Origin of the sequence: Brachybacterium sp. Marseille-Q7125, assembly GCF_023062615.1 — a bacterium.
Lineage (GTDB): Bacteria > Actinomycetota > Actinomycetes > Actinomycetales > Dermabacteraceae > Brachybacterium.
In genome coordinates this window covers 1-575 of record NZ_JALLAL010000144.1, presented here as the reverse complement: position 1 = coordinate 575, position 575 = coordinate 1, and the positions used below count along the sequence as shown (strand labels likewise).

Sequence of the window (575 nt, the reverse complement as noted above, 5' to 3'; positions counted from 1 at the left end):
CGCCCGGGGCGGGGGGCTGAGGGGCCGACGGGGCAGGTAGGACAGCTGGCGGGGCCGACGGGCTGGGTCAGCCCAGGTCGATCACGGTGCGCAGACGTGCGAAGACCTCCGGCACCACCGTGTAATGCGCCCATCGGCCCTTCTGCTCCCGCACCAGCAGGCCCGCGTCCACGAGCTTGCGCAGGTGGTGGGAGACCGTGGGCTGGGTGATGCCGAGCGCCGCGGTGAGGTCGCAGGCGCACACGTCCCCGCAGCCCGCCGCCGCGATGTGGGAGAGCAGCCGCAGGCGCATCGGGTCCGCGAGGGCCTTGAACCCTTCGGCGAGCACGGCCGCGTCGGCAGCGCCGAGCGGACCCTGGCCCAGGGTGCAGCAGGGCTCGGGCAGCGACGACGCGGCGCAGTCCGAGGCGGCTGAGGGGGCAGGCGGCGCGGGGGGCGTGCTCATGCCCACACCATATATCGATGAGTGTCGATATGATGGCGATGGTCGTCGGCCCGCCGCGGCGCTCACCCAGCGCCCGCCGTTCAGACCGTCGGCACTCAGCATCCGTCGGCCCATCCCTGTCTTTCCCTTC

General features: G+C 73.2%; 1 protein-coding gene. It reads right to left on the bottom strand.

The window, feature by feature from the left end; genetic code table 11:
• Nucleotides 1-67 precede the first annotated feature (67 nt).
• Nucleotides 68-445, bottom strand: a complete 378-nt coding sequence (locus MU407_RS14105) for a metalloregulator ArsR/SmtB family transcription factor (RefSeq protein WP_246958431.1) — start codon at nt 443-445, stop codon at nt 68-70.
• Nucleotides 446-575: the final 130 nt, after the last annotated feature.

What these genes read in the sequence shown, in the direction of transcription:
- MU407_RS14105 (WP_246958431.1), bottom strand. Translation starts at nt 445, where the DNA reads ATGAGCACGCCCCCCGCGCCGCCTGCCCCCTCAGCCGCCTCGGACTGC.